The organism is Pseudomonas sp. R3.Fl, from assembly GCF_023516765.1.
Lineage (GTDB): Bacteria > Pseudomonadota > Gammaproteobacteria > Pseudomonadales > Pseudomonadaceae > Pseudomonas > Pseudomonas citronellolis.
In genome coordinates this window covers 6,334,176-6,352,518 of record NZ_JAMGSO010000001.1, presented here as the reverse complement: position 1 = coordinate 6,352,518, position 18,343 = coordinate 6,334,176, and the positions used below count along the sequence as shown (strand labels likewise).

The following is an 18,343-nucleotide window of genomic DNA, read 5'->3' as shown; positions in this document are numbered from 1 at the left end:
CGGGTGCGGTTTTTTTATGCCCATGGGCTTTTCGTAGGAGCGAGCTTGCTCGCGAACCACCCAGACACCCAAACCACCCTCGTCATTCCCACGAACGCGGGAAACCAGCGGCGTTCATGGCGCCAGTCTCTGGTTCCCCGCGTTCGCGGGGATGACGGGGTTAAGGGAGGAGGTAGGGCAAGGTTCGCGAGCAAGCTCGCTCCTACAAAGAGCCACCGTGCCTCACGACGAGCTGTAGGAGCGGACTCCGTCCACGATTCCGCCGGCAAGGCCGGCGCCCGATGTTTCGCCTGCACCGCCCAAGCCATGTAGGAGCGCGCCCTGCGCGCGAATCGCGGACGGAGTCCGCTCTTACAGGAACACCGACTCCACGGAATAAAAATGTAGTCCCACCCGACCTACGGCTACATCCCGCCGAAGCCACGGAACACGCGGCCTAGAGCGACCCGAAACCCATCATTCACAAGCCGACCAGAGAGTTGTATACAAAAACATATTGAAGCGAATACACATCAACGCTATAAAGTCCCGCACCGCTTCACCCGCACGGCCCCGGGGGTGTGGCGAGCCAGTACTACCCGGCCGCCGAGCCTGATCGGCGTCCACCAGTGACACAACAATAAAAAATCGAGGTGTTGCATGTCCGAGGTAACTGAGCGCCACGCGGCCGGCTCGTCCGCCGACCAGCGTCTGCCGTTGCTGCAACTGCTACTGGTGGGATTCCAGCACGTGCTCCTGATGTACGGCGGCGCCGTGGCCGTCCCGCTGATCGTCGGCCAGGCCGCCGGCCTGTCCCGCGAGGAAATCGCCTTCCTGATCAACGCCGACCTGTTGGTCGCCGGCATCGCCACCGTGGTGCAATCGCTGGGCATCGGCCCGGTCGGCATCCGCATGCCGGTGATGATGGGCGCCAGCTTCGCCGCCGTCGGCAGCATGGTGGCCATGGCCGGGATGCCCGGCGTGGGCATCAACGGCATCTTTGGCGCGACCATCGCCGCCGGCCTGTTCGGCATGCTCGTCGCGCCCTTCATGAGCCGCATCGTGCGCTTCTTCCCGCCGCTGGTGACCGGCACCGTGATCACCTCCATCGGCATGTGCCTGTTCCCGGTGGCCATCAACTGGGCCGGCGGCGGCAAGGGCGCGGCCAACTTCGGCGCCCTGGAATACCTGTTCCTGTCCAGCCTGGTGCTGGCCGCCATCCTGCTGGTCAACCGCTTCCTCAAGGGCTTCTGGACCAACGTCTCGGTGCTCATCGGCATGCTGCTGGGCTACATCGTCGCCAGCGCCATGGGCATGGTCGACCTGTCCGGCATCGACGCCCGCCCGGCCTTCGAGGTGGTCACCCCGCTGCACTTCGGCGCGCCCAGCTTCCACCTGGCGCCGGTGCTGTCGATGTGCCTGGTGGTGCTGATCATCTTCGTCGAGTCCACCGGCATGTTCCTCGCCCTGGGCAAGATCACCGGCGACGGGATCTGCCCCAAGCGCCTGCGCCGCGGCCTGCTGTGCGATGCCACGGCGTCGTTCTTCGCCGGCTTCATGAACACCTTCACCCATTCGTCGTTCGCCCAGAACATCGGCCTGGTGCAGATGACCGGGGTGCGCAGCCGCTTCGTCACCGTGGCCGCCGGCGGCTTCCTGATCCTCCTCAGCCTGATGCCCAAGGCCGCCTACGTGGTCGCCTCGATTCCGCCGGCGGTGCTCGGCGGCGCCGGCATCGCCATGTTCGGCATGGTCGCCGCCAGCGGCATCCGCATCCTCCACGAGGTGGACATCGTCGACCGCCGCAACCAGCTGCTGGTGGCGGTGAGCATCGGCATGGGCATGGTCCCGGTGGTGCGCCCGGACTTCTTCGCCGCCCTGCCCGCCTGGATGGAACCGATCACCCACAGCGGCATCGCCATGACCGCGATCTGGGCCGTGCTGCTCAACCTGCTGTTCAACATCCTCGGCGAACGTGGCCGCGACGCCCTCTGCGGGCACCACTGAAGCCAACGCTTTCGGCGGGCCCTCCCGACGCCCGCCGCTTCCAGCCGCGCCTCACTCCTGCGCGGCTTTTTTCATTCGTGCTGCAGTGACTGGAGCATCTGCCGGCGCAGTGCCGTGGGGTTCAAGAGCGCCCTCTCCCCAGCCCTCGGCTGCGCGCCCCGCCCTGAAGGGAGAGGGGGCTGTCCTGAGCAGCCGGAGAATCTGGAGTCATCCTGATGCTCCGACCCCCGCCCCGTCATTCCCGCGAATGGGAACGTAGGGCGAATAACCGTTCGCGGTTATCCGCCGCCATCCGTGCCACCGGGATGTCCGGCGTGGCCGGTGAATCCGATCGCGGACGGAGTCCGCTCCTACGCCCGTGCTTCCTGGAACTGTAGGAGCAGACTCTGTCCGCGATTCGAAGGCCGAGCGAAACCCGCGCTCAGGAGGTCTGCGACATGGATGTCGCGTTCGCGGGAATGACGATGGGGAGACGGGAACACAGGACCAAGGTTCGCGAGCCAGCTCGCTCCCACGAACCCAGAGAACCGCCGAACCGGATCAGAACACCAGCTTGTAGCCAATGCTGAACAACATCACCGCCAGGCACGGCCGCAGGACGTTATCGGAAATCCGTCCGGACAGATGGCTCCCCAGGTAGATCCCCGGCAGCGAACCGCACAGCAGGTACCCCAGCAACTGCCAATCCATGTTGCCCATGCTGGCATGGCCCAGGCCGGCCACCAGGGTCAGGGGCACCGCGTGGGCGATCTCGGTGCCCACTAGGCGGCGGGTGGCGAGGAAGGGATACAGCACGAACAACGCCACCGTGCCCAGCGCGCCGGCGCCGATGGAGGTCAGCGCGACCATCGCGCCGAGCACCACGCCGGTGAGAATCGTGAGGCCGTTGAGGCTGGCGCCTCCCAGGTGGTAGTGGTCGCCGGCATGCTTGTGAGCGAAGGCCAGCAGCTTCTGCTTGAACAGGATGGCCAGGGCGGTGAGCAGCAGAACCACGCCCAGGGCGTGCTTGATCACCGTGTTCAGCGCCTGGGTGTCGGCGCCCAGGCTGTGCAGGAACAGCAGGGTCAGGCCCGCCGCCGGCACGCTGCCGAGGGTCAGCCAGCCGGTGATGCGCCAGTCGACGTTCTTGTGCCGGGTGTGCACCAGCACGCCGCCGGACTTGGTGATGGCCGCGTACAGCAGGTCGGTGCCCACGGCGGCAGCCGGGTTGATGCCGAACCAGAGCAGGATGGGCGTCATCAGCGAACCGCCGCCGACGCCGGTCATGCCCACGATGAACCCGACCAGCAAGCCTGCGACAACGAAACCAAGGACGCCGAATTCCATCAACCCTTCCTGAAAGCCGTGAACGGCTTGCGAAAACCGGCGGGCAGGATAGCGGCTTTCCTTATAAGCGCTTATATCAATATCGACTTAATTTATAACCAAATCTTAAAGCACCGCCCACGAAAAAGGGGCCCGCAGGCCCCTTCTCCGTCACGCGCCGGTCAGTCGCTGTCCGGCTTGCTGTCCACCACGCCGGTGGTGTTGTTCAGCAGGCTCTTGGTGGCGGTCTGGATGAAGGATTCCAGGCGCTTCTTCAGCTCGGCCTCGTCCGGCACGCTCTGCACGCGCTCGGCCTTGGGATGGGCGCCGACCTGGTAGTCGTACACGCGGATGTCGCCTTCCTTGGGCTTGATCAGGATACGGTTGCCGGAAAGGATGGCCACCACCTGTTCGCTGCCCGAGGGCTTGATCACGCCGAAGCCCTTGTCGCCGGCCGGCAGGTTCAGCAGGTCGCGGCCCCAGCACTGGTGGCGCACCTCGCCGCCCAGGCGGCCCATGATGGTCGGCACGATGTCGATCTGGGTGCCCACGGTGTCGCGGCTGGCGCCGTACTTATCCTGGATGCCCGGGGCGATGATCAGCAGCGGCACGTTGAAGCGGAACAGGTCCATCTCGGTCAGCTGTTCCGGCGCGCCGAAGCCGTGGTCGCCCACCACCACGAACAGGGTGTCCTTGTAGTACGGCGACTTCTTGGCCTTCTCGAAGAACTGGCCCAGCGCCCAGTCGGAGTAGCGCATGGCGGTCAGGTGCTCGTCGAGGCTGCCGTTGCCGGTCACGCGCTCCACCGGCAGGTCCTTGGGCAGGGCGTAGGGCACGTGGTTGGAGAGCGTCTGCAGCAGGGCGTAGAACGGCTTGCCGCTGGCGGCCAGGCGGTCCAGCTCCTCGTTGCCACGGGAGAACATGTCCTGGTCGGACACGCCCCAGGTCGGGTCGGAGAACACCGGGTTCACGAAGTCGTTGCGGCCGACGAAGGTGGTCATGCCCTGGTTGGCGAAGAAGCCGGACTGGTTGTCCCAGGCGAAGTCGCCGTTGTAGACGTAGACGTCGTCGAACTGGCGCGCGCTGAGCAGCTGCGGCAGGCCGGAGAACTTGTGGCCGCCCTCGGGCGTCTGCATCAGGTACTCGAAGCCCGGCAGGTTGGGGAAGCAGGCCATGGTGGCGAACATGCCCTGGTGGGTATGGGTGCCGTTGGAGAAGAACTGGGTGAACAGCAGGCCTTCCTTCGACAGCTTGTCGAAGTACGGGGTGATGTTGCCCGGCGCGCCCAGGGCGCCGACGAAGTGGCCGGCGAAGCTTTCCATGAGGATCACCACCACGTTCTTCACGCCCGGCAGCGTGCCTTCAGCCGGCGGGGTGAAGTCGCGGCGGATGGCCGCGTCGTCGGCGTCGACCAGCTTGTCGTTGGGCGTCAGCAGCATCTGCCGCACGGTGTCGCGGGCCTGGTCGTCGGGCAGGGTGGCCTTCCAGATGTTCGCGCGGTCCTCGCCGAAGCGGTCCTCGGCGGCCTTGAGCAGGGTCATGGAGCCGTTCAGGCCCAGGTGGTTGGCGAACATCGAGTCGGTGGTGAAGGCATCGCCCCAGCGCAGCGGCGGGCCCTGGCGCAGGGTGCCGCGGTAGGCGACGCCGGCCACCACCACCACCACCAGCAGGGCGGCCACGCGCAGGTACCAGGCGGCGGCCGAGGCGCCCACGGCGCTGGGCCGGGTGGCGCGGTCGACGCCGCGGAACAGCATGAACAGCAGCCAGGTGGCCACGGCCCAGGCCAGCAGGTAGCGGACCACCGGGTAGCCGTACCAGATCATGCTCATGACCGTCTTCGGGTCTTCGGACATGTACTGGAACACCAGGCTGTTCAGGCGCTGGTGGAACTCGCGGTAGAAGTCCAGCTCCAGCACGCCGAGGAACAGCGTCAGGCTGGCCAGGGCGGTCAGCCACACGCGCCAGAACATGCGCCAGCGCATGGCGGTGACGCTGACCAGGGCGAAGATCATCGGCGCGACTATCAGCACCACCGCGCGGATGTCGAAGCGCACCCCGGTGAGGAAGGCTTCGAAGAAGGTGCTGGCCGGGGTGTCGCCGATCAGCTCGCGGTTGTAGACCAGCAGCGCCAGGCGCAGCAGGGAGAACATCAGCATCAGCGCCAGGCTGCCGAGCAGGATGAACCCCAGGTGGCTGGACACCGTGGCGCGCGCCAGGTTGGCGGCGCGCTGGCGGGTATTCAGGACTTCCGATTGGCCCATGTTTCAGGTTCCGTCTTGTGCAACGTTCGGTTCGGGCGCCCTCCCCTGCGGGGAGGTGCGGAGGCTCCACGCCCCGGGAGCGGGACGTGGAAGCGGGCGGCGCATTCTAGTCGGTGAAAATTAGCCAGACCTTAAGAAAATGCCGTCAAGGCGTCGGATTATGCCCAACACAGGTGAAAAAAGAGTCGCCGCCGCCGGATGGTTCCGACAGCGGCGCTTGCGGATCAGTCGTTGTGCGGCTTGCCGATGGCCTGCAGCACGTACTGCGGCAGGGCGAAGGCGCCCTGGTGGATTTCCGGGTTGTAGTAGCGGGTGGCGATGCCGCTGGCGGCGAAGCGCTGGCGCAGGGTTTCCAGCGGCACGCGGCGCAGGGCGGGCTCAAGGGCGCCCCAGGCGAAGGTCATGGCGCCGCCGATGTAGGTGGGCACCGCCGCCTGGTAGAAGTGCCAGTCGGCGAACAGGCCGTTCATCCGACCGGCGGTGTTGCGCACGGTGTCCAGCTGCATGAACGGGGTGCCGTTCTGGGTGACCAGCACGCCGCCCGGGTTCAGGCAGCGGTGGCAGGCCTGGTAGAAGTTCTCGGAGAACAGCACCTCGCCCGGGCCGATGGGGTCGGTGGAGTCGGAGATGATCACGTCGAATTTGCGCTCGGTGGTGGCGACGAAGCGCATGCCGTCGTCGATCACCAGGTCCAGGCGCGGGTCGTCGAAGGCGCCGTTGGAATGGCGCGGCAGGAATTGCCTGCACATGTCGACCACGGTGCCGTCGATCTCGACCATGGTGATGTGCTCGACGCTGGCGTGCTTGCACACCTCGCGCAGCATGCCGCCGTCGCCGCCGCCGATGATCAGCACGCGCTTGGCCGCGCCATGGGCGAGGATGGGCACGTGGGTGAGCATCTCGTGGTAGATGAACTCGTCGGCCTCGGTGGTCTGGATCACCCCGTCCAGGGCCATCACCCGGCCCATGCGGGCGTTCTCGAAGATCACCAGATGCTGGTGCTCGGTGCGCACCTCGTGGAGCAGCTGGTCGACGCTGAAACGCTGGCCGTAGCCTTCGTAGAGGGTTTCCTGGTAATCGCGCATGGGCGGTCTCCCGGTTCAACGGTGAATGAAGCGGGCCGAGGGCCGGCCGTGAAAGGCGCGCATTCTACTGTGCGAGGCATGACAGGTCGAACCCGCTCACTTCGCCCACTCCACTTTGCCCATTCACTTTGCCCGCTCACTTTGAAAGTCAGCTGCGGGACGACAGCGCGGCGGCGGCGGGCTATGGTCAGCGCCATGAACGCACCCATCACGCCCCTCGTCCTGCACCTGCCCTACCAGCCGCCCTGGGACTGGGCACAGTTCCACGCCCATTTCGCCCTGCGCCGCCTGGCCGGGGTGGAAACGCTGGGCGAGGCGCACTACCGGCGCAGCCTGCGCCTGGATGGCGTGCCCGGCTGGATGGAGATCCGCCCGCTGGCCGACGAGCCAGCCCTGCGCCTGGAACTGCACCTGGACGGCGCCGGCGCCGACAGCGCCCCACTGGCCGAGCGGGTGCGCAAGATGTTCGACCTGGACAGCGACCCGCGGGCGGTGGCCGCGCACCTGGGCGCCGACCCGCTGTTGCGCCCGCTCGTCGAGGCCTGGCCGGGGCTGCGCCTGCCCTGCGCCTTCGACCCGTTCGAGCAGGCGGTGCGCGCCATCGTCGGCCAGCAGGTCACGGTGAAGGCCGCGGTGACCATCACCGGCCGCCTGGTGCAGCGCCTCGGCCAGCCCCTGGGCAATGCCGTGGCCGACGGCCCGCAGTACCTCTTCCCTACCCCGCGGGCCCTGGCCGAGACGGACCTGGACGGCATCGGCATGCCCGGCAAGCGCGTGGCCAGCCTGCAGCGCTTCGCCGCGGCGGTGGCCGAAGGCGCCCTGGAACTGCATGTGGAGGATGGCGCAGAAGCGCTGGTGAAGCGCCTCTGCGAACTGCCCGGCATCGGCCCCTGGACCGCCGAATACGTGGCCCTGCGCGCCTTCGGCGAGGCCGACGCCTTCCCCGCCGCCGACCTGGGCCTGCTCAAGTCGCCGGTCTGGGGCGAGGCCGGCACCAGCGCCCGCGACCTGCAACGCCGCGCCGAGGCCTGGCGCCCCTGGCGCGCCTACGCCGCCGTCTATCTCTGGCAAGCCTATTCGCAAGGCAGCCGCATCGGAGGATGAAGCCATGCACTACCGCTACTACGACAGCCCCCTCTGCCGCCTGTTGCTGGCCGGCGACGAACAGGGCCTGCGCATGCTCTACATGACCCCCTTCGAAGGCCACGAGCCGGGCCCGGACTGGCGCGAGGCCAGCAGCCAGCTGGATTCCGTGATGAAGCAGCTGGACGAATACTTCGCCGGCAAGCGCAAGGTCTTCGAGGTGCGCCTGGCGCCCCAGGGCACCGAGTTCCAGCGCCAGGTCTGGCACGCGCTGACGCAGATTCCCTACGGCCACACCACCTGGTACGCCGACCTGGCCGAACGCATCGGCCGACCGAAGGCGGTGCGCGCGGTGGGCGCGGCCAACGGCGCCAATCCGATCAGCATCATCATCCCCTGCCACCGGGTGATCGGCCGCGACGGCAGCCTCACCGGCTACGGCGGCGGCCTGCCGCGCAAGGAGGCGCTGCTGCGACTGGAGGGGGTGATGGTGGGGGAATCGCGGGAGTTGGAGTTGGTTTGATGGGGTTTCCCGGGAGGTTTCGTGTTCTGGGGAAACTCCGCCCCTCTCCCCAGCCCTCTCCCTGAAGGGAGAGGGGGCCGTTCGGAGCGAGCTGGAAGCCTAGCCCACTCCTGATGTCTCGAATTGCTTCAACCCACCGCAATCACAGGATCACTCCGAACCCACAGCATGCAGCGGACAGCCCCCTCTCCCTTCAGGGAGAGGGTTGGGGAGAGGGAGCGGAGTCGATCCGAAACACCAACGCCACCGGCGAACCCCATTCGCGAGCAAGCTCGCTCCTACGAAAAGCTCTGCTACACGCGGACGTTGCCTTTCGGCCCGGCGATCGCCCAGATCACCAGCCCCAGCAAGGGCAGGATGACGATCACCAACACCCAGATGATCTTGATGGGCACGTCGGCGCTGCTCTTGAGCACGCTGATGATCGCCCAGACGTCGAGGGCGAAGATGATCAGGCCGATCAGGCCGTTGAAGGTCGAACCCATGGCGCCGCTCCCGCTGCTGGAGGTGTGCCCTCCAGCATAGACGGCGGCGGCGGCCTCAGCAGCGGGCCGGGTCGATCAGGGCGAAGCTGGCCTGCGTCTCGTGGCCTTCCAAGGCGCCGCCTTCGCGGGCCAGGCCGATGGTTGCCAGGCCGGCTTCGCGGGCGGCGTCCAGCTCCTGCACCACGTCGGAGAGGAACAGCACCTGCTCCGCCGGCAGGCCGATGGCCTGGACGATGCGCGCATAGGAGGCGGCCTCGCGCTTGGGCCCGCTGGTGGTGTCGAAGTAGCCGGAGAACAGCGGCGCCAGGTCGCCGGCCTCGGAGCAGCCGAAGATCAGCTTCTGCGCCTGGATCGAGCCGGAGGAGTAGACGTACAGGTCATAGCCCTCGGCCTTCCAGCGGCGCAGCGCCTCCACCGCGTCCGGGTAGACGTGGCCCTTGAGCTGGCCAGCGCGGTAGCCCTGCTCCCAGACCCGCCCTTGCAGCGACTTGAGCGGCGTGGCCTTGCGGTCTTCGGCGATCCACTGCAGGAGGATGGCGATGCAGCGCTCGACGTCGGCGCCGGCTTCGCCGCTCTCGGCGCGCACCGCGTCCAGCTGCGCGGCCACTTCCGCCTCGCCGGCGTGCTCGCGGACGAAATCCGGCAGGTGCGCGGCGGCGTAGGGGAAGAGCACGTCGAAGACGAAGCTGACAGCGCTGGTGGTGCCTTCGATGTCGGTGAGGATGGCTTTGATCGGCATGGGGACTCCAAAGCAGGGGCGGCCTATTTTTTGTAGGAGCGAGCTTGCTCGCGAACCAACCCCGCCGCGGAATCCGTTCGCGAGCAAGCTCGCTCCTACGAAGAGCACAGGGTTCAGTCTTCCAGCAGCGGGAAGCGCCGGGCGATCTCGTCGCCGGTGAACTTCGCCACCCAGCCCTCGGGGTTGTTGAACAGGCGGATGGCCACGAAGTGCGGGCGCTCGCCCATGTCGAACCAGTGGCGGGTGCCGGCCGGCACCGAGATCAGGTCGTTCTTCTCGCAGAGCACGGCGTAGACGTGGTCCTCGACGTGCAGGGTGAACAGGCCGCGGCCGGCGACGAAGAAGCGCACCTCGTCCTCGCCGTGGCGGTGTTCGTCGAGGAACTTGGCGCGCAGCTCGTCCTTCTGCGGGTGGTCGGCGTTCAGGCTGACCACGTCGACGGTGACGTAGCCCTGCTCGTCCTTCAGGCGCTGGATCTCCGCCGCGTAGGCGGCCAGCACCTCGTCGGGGCTGGCGCCGGGGGCGATGGGCGCGCTGGCCTGCCAGCGCTCGAAGCGCACGCCGAGCTCGGCCAGGGTGGCGGCGATGTCCTCGGCGTGGGTCAGCAGCTTCAGCGGCTGTTCGGGGGCGGATTCGTGGTAGACGGTCAGGCTGCTCATGCTCGGGTCCTCGGGTACTGCCGGATTCGCTCAGCGCGTGCCGCCGCGAAGGCTGATCACTTTAAGTTCGCATTCGAAGAGGAATTCGAAGGCTTCCACCTGGCGCAGGGCGTCTTCCATGCGCGGCCCCCAAGTGTACAGGCCGTGGCCGCGGATCAGGTAGCCGGGGCAGTCCGGGTGGGCGTCCAGCCAGGGCTGGACCTTGCCCGCCAGGCGGGCGATGTCCTGGTCGTTGTCGAAGATCGGCACCGTCACCCGGCCCTCGTGGGTGGTGACGCCGGCGAAGGCCTTCTGCAGCTCGTAGTCTTCCAGCTCCAGGCGGTCGGCGGGGGTCAGGCGCGAGAGCACGGTGGCGTTCACCGAGTGGGTGTGCAGCACCGCGCCTATCTCGGCGCGCCAGGCATACAGCTGGGTGTGCAACAGCGTTTCCGCCGAGGGCTTCTTTCCCGGTTCGAGGCTGTTGCCGGCAAGATCGGTCTCCAGCACGTCGTCGACGCCCAGCTGGCCCTTGTGCTTGCCCGAGACGGTGAGCAGCGCGCGGTCGGCGGCCAGGCGCGCGGAATAGTTGCTGCTGGTGGCCGGCGACCAGCCGCGGCCGTACAGGAAGCGCCCGGCCTCGATGATCTGGCGGGTCAGGTGTTCACGGTTGTTGCTCATGGCCGCTCCTCTTTCAGACGGGTACGGATGATAACGGCTGCGGCCAGCGCCGCCAGGCTGGCGATGGCGAAAGTCCAGGCCGGGCCCAGGCTGGCCCAGCTGTAGCCGGAGTAAAGCGCGCCCAGGGCGCCGCCGGTGCCGGCCAGCGCGGCGTAGAGCGCCTGCCCCTGGCCCTGCTGGCGCGCCTGGAAGCTGCGCTGGACGAAATGGATGGCGGCGGCGTGGAAAGCGCCGAAGGTGGCCGCGTGCAGCAGCTGGGCGAACAATAGCAGGCCCAGGTGGTCGGCCAGGCTGCCCAGCAGCAGCCAGCGCAGCGCCGCCAGCAGGAAGCTCGCCGCCAGCACCTGGCGCAGGCTGAAGCGCCCCAGCAGGCGCGGCATCACCAGGAACAGCAGCACCTCGGCCACCACGCCCAGGGCCCACAGCCAGCCGATCAGCCCGCGGCTGTAGCCGAGGGCCTCCAGGTGCAGGGTGAGGAAGGTGTAGTACGGCCCGTGGGACAGCTGCATCAGGCACACGCACAAGTAGAAGGCGATCACCCCCGGCTGGCGAAGCTGGGCCAGGAAGCCGCTGGCCGGCGCGTCGCCGTGGCGCCAAGCCGGCTGGGCATTGGGCACCCACCAACTGGCGGCGACGATGCCCAGCATGATCGCCAGCAGCGCCCAGGGGTAGTAGTCCAGGCTGGTGGCCTCGAACAACCGACCCAGGCCGACCACGGTGCAGATGAAGCCGATCGAGCCCCACAGGCGGATGCGGCTGTAGCTGGCGGTGCGCTCGCCCAGGTGGGCCAGGGTGATGACTTCGAACTGCGGCAGCACCGCGTGCCAGAAGAACGCGTGCCCGGCCATCACCAGCGCCAGCCAGGCGTAGCTGTGGTCGAGGAAGATCAGCGCGAAGCACGCCGCCGTGCACAGCGCGCCGAAGCGCACGATGCGCAGGCGCTGGCCGGAACGGTCGCCCAGCCAGCCCCACAGGTTCGGCGCCACGCAGCGCATCAGCATGGGAATGGCCACCAGCTCGCCGATGCGCGCGGCGGAAAAGCCCAGGTGGTGGAAGTACAGGGCGAGGAAAGGCGCGGTCCCGCCCAGCAGGCAGAAATAGAAGAAGTAGAAGCTGGACAGGCGCCAGTAGGGCAGAGAAGCGGCCACAGGCTACAGGCAGCAGGCTTCAGGAAAGAGCGGCTTCTGCCTGCAGCCTGCCGCCTGTGGCCTGTAGCTCACAGCTGACCGAGCACCGGCGTGCTGACGCGCACGTCGGCATTCTGCGCGCGCTGGCGCAGCAGGTGGTCCATCAGCACGATGGCCATCATCGCCTCGGCGATGGGCGTGGCGCGGATGCCCACGCAGGGGTCGTGGCGGCCCTTGGTGACCACGTCCACCGGGTTGCCGTTCACGTCGATGGAGCGGCCGGGGGTGGTGATGCTGGAGGTGGGCTTGAGCGCCAGGTGCGCGACTATCGGCTGGCCGCTGGAGATGCCGCCGAGGATGCCGCCGGCGTTGTTCGACAGGAAGCCCTCGGGGGTCAGCTCGTCGCGGTGCTCGGTGCCGCGCTGGGCGACGCTGGCGAAACCGGCGCCGATCTCCACGCCCTTGACCGCGTTGATGCTCATCAGCGCGTGGGCCAGCTCGGCGTCCAGGCGGTCGAAGATCGGCTCGCCCAGGCCCGGCGGCACGCCTTCGGCGACCACGGTGATCTTCGCGCCCACCGAATCCTGGTCGCGGCGCAGCTGGTCCATGTAGGCCTCCAGCTCCGCCACCTTGTCCGGGTCGGGGCTGAAGAAGGCGTTCTGCTCGACGCTGTCCCAGGTCTTGAAGGGGATTTCGATCGGGCCCAGTTGGCTCATGTAGCCGCGCACCTGGATGCCCAGGCTCGCCAGGTACTTCTTGGCGATGGCCCCGGCGGCCACGCGCATGGCGGTCTCGCGGGCCGAGGAACGGCCGCCGCCGCGGTAGTCGCGCACGCCGTACTTGTGGTGGTAGCTGTAGTCGGCGTGGGCCGGGCGGAACAGGTCCTTGATCGCCGAGTAGTCCTTGGACTTCTGGTCGGTGTTGCGGATCAAGAGGCCGATCGGGGTGCCGGTGGTCTTACCCTCGAACACGCCGGAGAGGATTTCCACCTCGTCGGCTTCCTGGCGCTGGGTGGTGTGCCGGCTGGTGCCGGGCTTGCGCCGGTCGAGGTCGCGCTGCAGGTCTTCCAGGGAGAGTTCAAGGCCGGGCGGGCAGCCGTCGACGATGGCGACCAGCGCCGGGCCGTGGCTTTCGCCAGCGGTGGTGACGGTGAACAGCTTGCCGTAGGTGTTGCCGGACATGCGAGGCTCCGCGGAAGACTTGGGTGAACGAAAAGGCCCAGCAGTATACCTGCGACATACCGCCCTGCGAACCTTCCGCGGCGCGCGCCGTCAAACCGCTATCATGCAGTCCATGAAGCCTTCCATGCCGCGCCTCATCGTCCTTCTTTCCTGCTGGCTGTTCGCCACGATGACCTACGCCGCCTCCCCCACCCTCCTGCAACGCCCCTACGACCTGGACACCGGCCACGGCGTGCTGCGCGGCACCCTGCTGCTGCCGCAGACCGCCAACCCGCCGCCGCTGGCCCTGCTGGTGGCCGGCTCCGGGCCCACCGACCGCGACGGCAACAACCCCGAGGGCGGCAACAACGCCTACCTGCGGCGCCTGGCCGAGGCCCTGGCCAGCAACGGCATCGCCAGCCTGCGCTACGACAAGCGCGGCGTCGCCCGCAGCCGCGACGCCGGGCCGGACGAGCGGCAACTGAGCGTCGACGGCTACGTCGACGACCTGGTGGCCTGGAGCGACCGGCTGGCCGCGGACCCGCGCTTCGGCCCGCAGGTGCTGGTGGGCCACAGCGAGGGCGCGCTGATCGCCAGCCTGGCCGCGCCGCGCAGCAAGGCCGCGGCCCTGGTGCTGATCGCCGGCAGCGGCCGGCCGATCGACAAGGTGCTGCGCGAGCAGCTCTCGGTGCGCCTGCCGCCGCCCCTGCTGGCGAAGGCCGACGCCATCCTCGACCGGTTGCGCGGCGGCCAGCAGGTACCCGAGGTGCCGGCGCAGTTGAACGCGCTGTTCCGCCCCAGCGTGCAGCCCTACCTGATCTCGCTGTTCCGCCACGACCCGGCGCGGGCGCTGGCCCGGGTGCGCCAGCCGACGCTGATCCTGCAGGGCACCAGCGACATCCAGGTCGACGTGGCCGACGCCCAGGCGCTGCAGCGCGCAAGGCCGGACGCCGAGCTGCAGCTGATCTCCGGCATGAACCACATCCTGCGCATCGTCCCGGCCGACGTGAAGAAGCAGTTGGCGTCCTACAACGACCCCGGGCTGCCGCTGGCCCGCGACCTGGTCCAGCGGCTGGTCGGCTTCATCCTGCGGACCCGTCCGCAGACTGCATCGGCCAAAGGCGTGAGCTGAAACGGGCGTCTCAAGAAATCACTGTCGGCGTCGATAATCGCTTAGCCCCTGTATGAAAGTCGTTACTTACACGCTTCCTACAGAAGTTGAGTTGATCCCTGGCCGTCGGCCAGGCCCGAGGAATCCGATGACCGACGCCGACCCACTCAGCGACGCCGCCGCCCCCGCCGAAACACCGGCCCCGCCCCATCCCTGGGCGGAGCTGGCGCCGGAGCATTTCCGCCTGCTGCGTCTGGCGCCCCTGCCCACCGACCGCAGCACCGGCGCCCGCGCCCTGCGCTTCGTCCAGCTCGGCCGGGTGGAACGCCACGCCCCGGAGCAGAGCCTGCTGCGCCTGAGCATCCAGCTGCCCGGCCAGGCCCTGCGCAAGGAGCAGAACCTGTTCGAGATCTGGGCCGACCACCGCAACAAGGAAGTGCGCTTCGGCGCCGACAGCGGCTTCGCCCTGGAGCCGATCAACCGCGGCCTGGGCCGCTTCCTGCTGGCCCAGGGCATCGCCTGGGCGCGGCAGAAGTGGGCGCACTACAAGGTCGAGGGCGGCGTGTTGGGGGTGAAGGATGCGCCCAACGAGGAAATCCGCCTGCGCCGCGACCACTTCCTGCGCGCCCAGGGCTTCGACGTGGAGTACGAGGACTCGCGCCTGCTCAAGGCCCGCTACGGCGCCGGGCGGGTGAGCGAGCTGTACGACGACTGGAACAAGGACAAGGTGCAACTGCTGCCGCTGCTGGACGCCGCGGCCATGCTGGAACAAGCGGACCAGAACCTGGCCAGCCAGGACAACGAGATCCGTAAGCTGCAGCAGCGCATCGAGACCTTCCGCCGCGACGACACCAGCCTGCGCTTCATCATCGCCTGCCTGACGGTGTTCGCGGTGTTCCAGGCCGGGCTGCTGATCTGGATGGCGACGCACTGAAGGCCCGGCGCGGACAGACGGGCGGGCACGGCTCGCTCCTACGAAGAGCACAGCCGCGGGGCTTTTGTAGGATGGGTTGAGCGAAGCGATACCCATCGCCACAGCAGCATGGGTTTCGCAGCACGAGTGCGCTTCGGCGCGGCCGGCAAATGCCCCGCCGCATGACCGTCACTCCCGCGAACGCGGGAGCCCAGCGTCTCTGGTTCCCCGCGTTCGCGGGGATGACGGGGTGGCGGAGGCACGCAGGGCGGTTCGCGAGCAAGCTCGCTCCTACGAAGAGCACCCGGCGCAGGCCCCTGTAGGAGCGCGCCCTGCGCGCGAAATCGCGGGCAGGGCCCGCGGCGCCTCAGTTCACCCGCGAACGGAACAGCGCCTGGTGTTCGCGGCACTGCGCCGCCGACAGCAGGAACACGCCGTGCCCGCCGTGGCGGAATTCCAGCCAGGTGAAGTCCACCTCCGGGTACAACGCCTCGACGTGCACCTGGCTGTTGCCCACTTCGACGATCAGGGTGCCCTGTTCGGTCAGGTGGTCGGCGGCCTCGGCGAGCATGCGCCGCACCAGGTCCAGGCCGTCGTTGCCGCAGGCCAGACCCAGCTCCGGCTCGTGCTGGTACTCGGCCGGCATGTCGGCGAAGTCCTCGGCGTCGACGTAGGGCGGGTTGGAGACGATCAGGTCGAAGCGCTGGCCCGGCAGGCCGGCGAAGCCGTCGCCCTGCACGGTGTAGACGCGCTCGCCCAGTTCGTGGCGCTCGATGTTGACGTTGGCCACTTCCAGGGCATCGAAGGACAGGTCGGCCAGCACCACTTCCGCCTGGAGGAATTCGTAGGCGCAGGCGATGCCGATGCAGCCCGAGCCGGTGCACAGGTCGAGGATGCGCGCCGGCTCCGCTGCCAGCCAGGGCTCGAAGCGCTGCTGAATCAGCTCGGCGATGGGCGAACGCGGCACCAGCACGCGCTCGTCGACCACGAACGGCAGGCCGCAGAACCAGGCCTCGCCCAGCAGGTAGGCGGTGGGCACGCGTTCCTCGATACGCTGGCGCAGCAGTTCGCGCAGGTGTTCGCGCTCGTCGTCCTCGAGGCGGCAATCCAGGTAAGCATCGGCCATTTCCCACGGCAGGTGCAGCGCGCCAAGCACCAGCAGGCGGGCGTCGTCCCAGGCGTTGTCGGTGCCATGTCCGAAGTACAGCCCCTCGGCATGGAAACGGCTGACCGCCCAGCGGATATGGTCTCGAAGGGTCAGCAAACGGGATTCGGTCACGGCGCAGGGTCCTCGCGGCGGGCAAAAAGGCCGGCATTCTAGCCCAAGGCGGCCTGCCGCGGGCGCATACCGGCGTCGAGGGGGTCAATACCACTTTGCGCGGGTTTCGCATAGATTCACAGCGCCCGCGGAACAGACCACAATGGTGGCATACGCATCATAGGAGTTCGTCATGTCTCAACCGCTCAGCATGCTGAAGATCAGCGGACGCGGCTATCCGCCCGCCACCCTCCGCCAGAGCACGCTGCTGATCATCGACGCCCAGGAAGAGTACCGCAGCGGCGTCCTCGCCCTGCCCGGCCTGGAACCGGCGGTCGCGCAGATCCGCCAACTGCTGGATGCCGCGCGCAGCCAGGGCACCCCGATCGTCCACGTGCGCCACCTGGGCATCCATGGCGGCCTGCTCGACCCGCAGGGCCCGCGCGGGCAGTTCCTGCCCGAACTGGCGCCGCTGCCCGGCGAGGTGGTGGTGGAGAAGCGCCTGCCCAACGCCTTCTCCGGCACCGAACTGCACGACCGCCTGCAGCACAACGGCCGGCTGGACATCATCGTCTGCGGCTTCATGACCCATTCGAGCATCAGCACCACCGTGCGCGCGGCCAAGGACTACGGCTACCGCTGCACCCTGGTCACCGCCGCCTGCGCCACCCGCGACATCCCCACCCCGGATGGCGGCGTGCTCTCGGCGCGCGACCTGCACCACGCGGAAATGGCCGCCCTGGGCGACAACTTCGCCGCCGTGGTCGGCGAGGCCCAGGCGCTGATCTGAGCGCCGTCCGTCCCGCTGCGGCGGCAAGCTGCCGCCGCAGCTATTAGGCTGTAAGGCGACACATCCAGCGGGCACGCGCCGGACGGGCGGGCCAGGCATTCCCTGTGGGGGCGGAACCCCCTCCCGCCGACACCGGTCATAGCCTCGTTCAGCAGATGAGGAAGCCGGGATGAAGATGTCCGACAGTTTCGATCCACGCACGCTACGCCCGAAGCGACCGGGCCGCTGGCGCTGGCGTTTGGTGGCCGCCGTGGCCGCGCTGATCGCCGCGTTCGGCGTGCTCGGCGCCCTGGCCGGCGGCGCGGCCTTGCTGCGCCGGCAGCCGGCGGCGGGGGTCATGCACATCGAACCGGCGGCCGGCGCGGTATTGCTGGTGATCGGCCTGCTCGCCCTGTGGCTGGGCGTGCTGTTCTGGCGCCTGGCGCGGCGCCGCGCGCGGCGTGGCGACGGCCTCAGCCTGTCGCCGCGGCTGATGAAGAAGCGCGGCTGAGCGGCTTGCCGCAAAGCGCCCGCGATCCGCTAGAATGCCGCCTCTTCGCGGAGGCTCCATGCAAGACGACGATTTTTCCCTGTTCGCCAACGAGATGCGCGGCGTCAAGCGCATCCAGGTGGACCAGGCCGACACCGGCAAGCCCAAGGCCGACCGCCAGCAGGTCAAGCTGCGCCAGCAGAACGCCACGACGAAGGTGGAAAACCAGCGCGTCGACGGGCTGTCCGACCTGTTCGTCATCGACGTCGGCGCCGAGGACGAGCTGTACTGGGCCCGCGACGGCGTGCAGGAAGGCCAGATGCGCAAGCTCAAGGCCGGCCAGATCGGCTTCGAGGGCAGCCTAGACCTGCACGGCATGAACATCGAGAAGGCCCGCGAGCTGCTCTGGGACTTCCTCGCCGAGGCCACCCGCCTGGAGGTGCGCTGCGTGCGCGTCACCCACGGCAAGGCGGCGCGCACCGACGGTCGCCGGCCGCTGCTCAAGAGCCACGTCAACACCTGGCTGCGCCAGCACCCGCAGGTCCTGGGCTTCACCTCGGCCCTGCCGCGCCACGGCGGCACCGGCTCGCTCTACGTGATGCTGCGCCGCACCATGCTGGAGGGGCGCGACGAGTAATCCGTCGCTCCCGCTGGCGCACCGCGCCCTTGCCAGCACGCCACGCGCGCCCTACCCTGCGCCTCTGCGCTTCAACGAGTCCCAACAGGTAGAAC

General features: G+C 68.4%; 18 protein-coding genes. 8 read left to right on the top strand and 10 right to left on the bottom strand.

What is annotated here, in order from left to right:
* Positions 1–639: 639 nt before the first annotated feature.
* Positions 640–1,986 (top strand): nucleobase:cation symporter-2 family protein, encoded by a 1,347-nt coding sequence (locus M8R19_RS28165; RefSeq protein ID WP_249919570.1) that lies wholly within the window; start codon positions 640–642, stop codon positions 1,984–1,986.
* A gap of 540 nt (positions 1,987–2,526) precedes the next feature.
* Here M8R19_RS28165 and M8R19_RS28160 read toward each other — a convergent pair.
* From M8R19_RS28160 to speE, 3 genes are all read right to left on the bottom strand, one after another.
* Entirely contained in the window at positions 2,527–3,312 is a 786-nt protein-coding gene (locus M8R19_RS28160; RefSeq protein WP_009618662.1) for a sulfite exporter TauE/SafE family protein, read from the bottom strand.
* A gap of 161 nt (positions 3,313–3,473) precedes the next feature.
* Positions 3,474–5,552 carry an LTA synthase family protein gene (locus M8R19_RS28155; RefSeq protein ID WP_249919569.1) on the bottom strand — a complete coding sequence of 693 codons (2,079 nt, stop codon included), beginning with the start codon at positions 5,550–5,552 and terminating at the stop codon, positions 3,474–3,476.
* A gap of 224 nt (positions 5,553–5,776) precedes the next feature.
* Positions 5,777–6,637: a polyamine aminopropyltransferase gene (gene speE, locus M8R19_RS28150; RefSeq protein ID WP_074984839.1), complete on the bottom strand. Its 861-nt coding sequence runs from the start codon at positions 6,635–6,637 to the stop codon at positions 5,777–5,779.
* Between the two features lie 195 nt (positions 6,638–6,832).
* Between speE and M8R19_RS28145 the strand changes: the two genes are divergently transcribed.
* Together M8R19_RS28145 and M8R19_RS28140 are read left to right on the top strand one after the other, a co-directional pair.
* A complete protein-coding gene (locus tag M8R19_RS28145) occupies positions 6,833–7,741 on the top strand; it encodes a DNA-3-methyladenine glycosylase family protein (RefSeq protein WP_074984923.1) in 909 nt (302 codons plus the stop codon).
* Between the two features lie 4 nt (positions 7,742–7,745).
* Complete coding sequence (locus tag M8R19_RS28140) at positions 7,746–8,243, top strand: methylated-DNA--[protein]-cysteine S-methyltransferase (RefSeq protein ID WP_249919568.1); 498 nt, start codon at positions 7,746–7,748, stop codon at positions 8,241–8,243.
* A 293-nt stretch (positions 8,244–8,536) separates the two neighbouring features.
* On the opposite strand, the gene M8R19_RS28135 is transcribed toward M8R19_RS28140, so the two are convergent.
* The 6 genes from M8R19_RS28135 to aroC all read right to left on the bottom strand — a co-directional run bounded on the left by M8R19_RS28135 (position 8,537) and on the right by aroC (position 13,091).
* Positions 8,537–8,728 (bottom strand): PLDc N-terminal domain-containing protein, encoded by a 192-nt coding sequence (locus tag M8R19_RS28135; RefSeq protein ID WP_009618652.1) that lies wholly within the window; start codon positions 8,726–8,728, stop codon positions 8,537–8,539.
* Between the two features lie 55 nt (positions 8,729–8,783).
* On the bottom strand, positions 8,784–9,467 hold the full coding sequence (mtnC, locus tag M8R19_RS28130; protein ID WP_249919567.1) for an acireductone synthase: 684 nt from the start codon (positions 9,465–9,467) through the stop codon (positions 8,784–8,786).
* Positions 9,468–9,580: 113 nt separating this feature from the next.
* Entirely contained in the window at positions 9,581–10,126 is a 546-nt protein-coding gene (locus M8R19_RS28125) for a 1,2-dihydroxy-3-keto-5-methylthiopentene dioxygenase (RefSeq protein WP_074984847.1), read from the bottom strand.
* A gap of 30 nt (positions 10,127–10,156) precedes the next feature.
* Positions 10,157–10,783: a methylthioribulose 1-phosphate dehydratase gene (locus tag M8R19_RS28120; RefSeq protein ID WP_074984850.1), complete on the bottom strand. Its 627-nt coding sequence runs from the start codon at positions 10,781–10,783 to the stop codon at positions 10,157–10,159.
* Positions 10,780–11,931: an MFS transporter gene (locus M8R19_RS28115; protein WP_249919566.1), complete on the bottom strand. Its 1,152-nt coding sequence runs from the start codon at positions 11,929–11,931 to the stop codon at positions 10,780–10,782. The genes M8R19_RS28120 and M8R19_RS28115 overlap by 4 nt, the downstream gene beginning before the upstream one ends.
* 68 nt (positions 11,932–11,999) lie before the next feature.
* Positions 12,000–13,091 carry a chorismate synthase gene (gene aroC, locus M8R19_RS28110; protein WP_249919565.1) on the bottom strand — a complete coding sequence of 364 codons (1,092 nt, stop codon included), beginning with the start codon at positions 13,089–13,091 and terminating at the stop codon, positions 12,000–12,002.
* Positions 13,092–13,203: 112 nt separating this feature from the next.
* On the opposite strand from aroC, the gene M8R19_RS28105 reads away from it, so the two are divergent.
* Together M8R19_RS28105 and M8R19_RS28100 are read left to right on the top strand one after the other, a co-directional pair.
* Positions 13,204–14,202 carry an alpha/beta hydrolase gene (locus tag M8R19_RS28105; protein ID WP_249920244.1) on the top strand — a complete coding sequence of 333 codons (999 nt, stop codon included), beginning with the start codon at positions 13,204–13,206 and terminating at the stop codon, positions 14,200–14,202.
* Positions 14,203–14,329: 127 nt separating this feature from the next.
* Positions 14,330–15,115 (top strand): hypothetical protein, encoded by a 786-nt coding sequence (locus tag M8R19_RS28100; protein ID WP_249919564.1) that lies wholly within the window; start codon positions 14,330–14,332, stop codon positions 15,113–15,115.
* Positions 15,116–15,461: 346 nt separating this feature from the next.
* Here the strand turns inward: M8R19_RS28100 and prmB are convergent, their stop codons facing one another.
* Positions 15,462–16,373, bottom strand: a complete 912-nt coding sequence (gene prmB, locus M8R19_RS28095; RefSeq protein ID WP_249919563.1) for a 50S ribosomal protein L3 N(5)-glutamine methyltransferase — start codon at positions 16,371–16,373, stop codon at positions 15,462–15,464.
* A gap of 172 nt (positions 16,374–16,545) precedes the next feature.
* Here prmB and M8R19_RS28090 point away from each other — a divergent pair, with 172 nt between their 5' ends.
* The 3 genes from M8R19_RS28090 (at position 16,546) to M8R19_RS28080 (ending at position 18,248) form a co-directional block, all read left to right on the top strand.
* A complete protein-coding gene (locus M8R19_RS28090) occupies positions 16,546–17,142 on the top strand; it encodes a cysteine hydrolase family protein (RefSeq protein WP_009618632.1) in 597 nt (198 codons plus the stop codon).
* A gap of 169 nt (positions 17,143–17,311) precedes the next feature.
* Positions 17,312–17,632 carry a hypothetical protein gene (locus tag M8R19_RS28085; protein WP_116424091.1) on the top strand — a complete coding sequence of 107 codons (321 nt, stop codon included), beginning with the start codon at positions 17,312–17,314 and terminating at the stop codon, positions 17,630–17,632.
* A 58-nt stretch (positions 17,633–17,690) separates the two neighbouring features.
* Positions 17,691–18,248: a Smr/MutS family protein gene (locus tag M8R19_RS28080; protein WP_043272160.1), complete on the top strand. Its 558-nt coding sequence runs from the start codon at positions 17,691–17,693 to the stop codon at positions 18,246–18,248.
* The last annotated feature ends 95 nt before the right edge of the window (positions 18,249–18,343 follow it).